Source organism: Oleiagrimonas sp., assembly GCF_027858935.1.
Lineage (GTDB): Bacteria > Pseudomonadota > Gammaproteobacteria > Xanthomonadales > Rhodanobacteraceae > Oleiagrimonas.
The window spans coordinates 1-3,249 of record NZ_JAQIBU010000160.1 but is presented as its reverse complement, the minus strand read 5'-3'; the positions used below and the strand labels follow the sequence as shown (position 1 = coordinate 3,249).

The following is a 3,249-nucleotide window of genomic DNA, read 5'->3' as shown; positions in this document are numbered from 1 at the left end:
AAGAAGGACAGCAGGAGCAACACAAGCATCACAAACACCAAGCCAATGACGATGAAATCGATCGCCCGGTCGTAAAGTGCGAATATCCAGTGTTTGATTTGCAGCAGCCCCGCTTTCCTCCGGCGGTGATTTGCAGGTGGCTTCGAAGTTTCAGACGTCATGGTGGCCTTGGCGAGAAAGTGTGGGACAAGGCCCGGTGAAATCGGGTCACGTTTCATTGTCGCACGGTAAAGTGAATCGCAGCGCGAGTCGATGCTCAGATGATCCTCGCTGCTCGACCCAAAGCAGACATCGTGATGTCCGAACCTGACCACGTCCCTCGCCCGGGGGAAGCGTCGCGTCGGCTTGGAGGAGTTGTCAGGCCAACAACTTCAGATGCGTCACGTGCATCCCCGACGTTGGCCCGGGAATCACAAACGGACTCGACTGGAAAAGTCCTGGGCCTATGATTGGGGGTGTCGGTTTCAAGCAGGCTCGACGCGACGGCAGTATTTCTCGCAGCCTGGCGCCATGGGTCCCTGGGTTGGCGGACACTCTCCAGGCGGGTCACCAGCGCCAGCCATGCATCGATCCAATGGATTAAGCGTCCGGCTGGCGGTGCAATGGAGGCTCCGGCTGTCCCCGTAGACCGTGGTGAACAAGAAATAGCGCCCCGAATAATGAAAAAGCTGCCCATGAGCAGACCTCCGGACCAGCAATGCGTCATGATCGCGTCATCTAAACAGGTAATCTTGAACACCTGGCGGGAATCGTGCCCGCAGAAGGGAGGGTGGGTTTCGTGCAATCGAAGAGCTTTTACTGCATCTGTGCTGCGTTTTTTTCGATCGCCATACTGAGCCTGCAGGCATCGGCGGGCCAGAACCCGAAAATCGATACCTCGCCAGGACCCGATGTGCAACCCTACGAGATATCGGCCGCGAACGAGCCGCACCTCTCGCATGCACAACTGCTGACGCTCCTGCGAAAGCACATCAAGTACGTGTTCGTGCTGTACCAGGAAAATCGCAGTTTCGATTCCTACTTCGGCACCTTTCCGGGCGCGAACGGTCTGTTCAGCCAGCCGCCGAAGCAGACCCCCGGATTCTATCAACCGCTGCTGAATGTGGACGCCTCGGCAACCACCATTCATCCATTCCGGATCGGACCGGCACAGTTCGCGGCCGACACCGACGACGTCGATCACTCGCACGCGATCATCGCCTCGAAGATGCATGTGCTTGACGGTACCGCGCGCATGGATCGGTATGCCTTGTCCGAGGAGCGCAAGTACTCTGGCGATGGTTTCCCGACCCTGAAGGCCAAGCAGTTCGGCGAACTCACGATGGCGTACGAGGATTGCGACACAGTTCCGTTCCTCTGGCGCTACGCCGATCGCTTCGTCCTGATGGACAATATATTTCAGCTGATCACCGGACCGTCCACGCCGGGTAACCTCGATATCATCGCCGCGCAGACGGGCGTTACGCAGTGGGTTGAACATCCCGAGCAGGGCTATTCGGGCGACGGTGGCAATGGTCCCGGCGAGCCGGTCGTCAATGACGCCGATCCTTATTGGGGTTCGCCTTTCGACCAGCACAAGCATGTGCCCGTCAATCCCTACGACTTCACCAGGTACCACCACTCCGCGGTGCAGTACAACCAGACCTATGCATCGCTTCCACTCACGCTGGCGCGAGGGAGTCTAGGCAGGATTGCCAAGGAAGACGAAATGCCAGGCTACGATCTGGACGACGTGCGCGACGACATCAAGGCAATAACAGCCAGCGGCCTCGCACCGGTTGCCTGGCGTTGGTATGAAGAAGGCTACGACCAGGAACCGTCGGGCGGCGCGGACCCCACAGACGCCGAGGGCCTGCATGCTTCCTACATCACGCATCACAACGGGCCGCAATATTTCGGCTATGTATCGAACAACCCGAAGATGCGGAAGAATCTGCGCGGTCTCGGCGACTTCTTTCACGACGTCGCACATGGCGCTCTGCCTGCATCCGGCGGCGTGTTTTACGTGAAGGGTGGCTACAGGAACATTGCCGGACTCAAACCGGTCGACCCCAACGGCGGTGCGATATTTCTGGGCGACGATGACCACCCGGGTTATTCGGATTCGATGATTTCCGAAGCGCTGGTTGCACGCTCCGTAAACACGATTGTGAACAGCCGCTACTGGGATCAGAGTGTCATCATCATCGCCTGGGACGATTCGGAAGGCGACTACGATCATGTGCCACCGACAGTGCGCATCCAGCAGCCCAACCTGTCCGGTGCCGCCAGCGCGGTGCCGATTTCCGACGGACCACGTGTGCCGCTGATCCTTATTTCACCCTATGCACGCGTGCACTACATCGACCATAGCCATGGCAGCCACGCTTCGGTGGTGAAGTTCGTTGACGAGGTGATGGGCCTTACTCCGCTGGCCAGGCTTCCCGACGAGCTCAAAGCACGCAAGCTCGGCGAGAAGAGGTATGGTCAGAAGGGCCTCGGTCCCGAAGATGCGTTGACGCCTGGGGTCACCGATCTCACCGGAGCATTTGATCCGGCCAGGCTCGCCGGCAAGGCTGCCCCGCTGCCCCCTTCCTACGCCATGATTCCCTGGAAGTTGGTCGACACGCAGCCTTCGAAATTGTCCGGGCACTTCGGCTGCAAGCAAATCGGAATCGTGCCCGTGGATTACCAACTGGGAATACCGAATGACATTCCCGCCGACTTCAACCCTCGGCCAAAAACTCAGCCGACGCCCGATTGAGGAGGCGCTGAGCTATGTGCTGTTTGCCGCATCACACTCCTCCTCAGCTTGGCCCCACAGCGCCCTGGGCAAGCTGAAGCCCCTGGAGTTTGCGATGCAGTATCGGCAAGACAAGCCAGACCGGGCAAACGTCAACGAAGAAGCTGGATTCACCAACGGACTCGACTGGAAAAGTCCTGGGCCCATGATGGGGCGCAGGTCAGGGATGGCGAAGAGGAAATGCGATAGGCGGCGGCAAGTCGCCAGCACCCAGCCGGATGCGTCCAGCGACCGCAATTCGACTGGAGATCCAACATGATCGCGAAAATACCTGAGAAAGACCTGGCGTCCGAATTCCTGGCAGCGGAACGCACGTTCCTGGCGTGGGTGCGAACGAGCATTTCCGTCATGACGCTAGGATTTGTCATTGCCAAGTTCGGCGTGTGGTTGCGCGAGCTTGCCGCGCATCTGGAGCCAGGGACTCATATCCACCAGACAAGTATGTCGCTTCCGATCGGTGAACTCAT

The 3,249-nt window shown here is 58.8% G+C and carries 3 protein-coding genes; 2 read left to right on the top strand and 1 reads right to left on the bottom strand.

What is annotated here, in order from left to right; translation table 11 throughout:
- A partial coding sequence (locus PF446_RS05865; protein ID WP_298070307.1) for a hypothetical protein occupies positions 1–218 on the bottom strand: 218 nt, incomplete at its 3' end.
- 560 nt (positions 219–778) lie between these two features.
- Between PF446_RS05865 and PF446_RS05860 the strand changes: the two genes are divergently transcribed.
- Both PF446_RS05860 and PF446_RS05855 read left to right on the top strand, forming a co-directional pair.
- Positions 779–2,743, top strand: coding sequence for an alkaline phosphatase family protein (locus PF446_RS05860; RefSeq protein ID WP_298070306.1), 1,965 nt, complete (start codon positions 779–781; stop codon positions 2,741–2,743).
- A 294-nt stretch (positions 2,744–3,037) separates the two neighbouring features.
- Positions 3,038–3,249: DUF202 domain-containing protein (locus PF446_RS05855; protein ID WP_298070305.1), on the top strand; the 212-nt coding region annotated here is incomplete at its 3' end.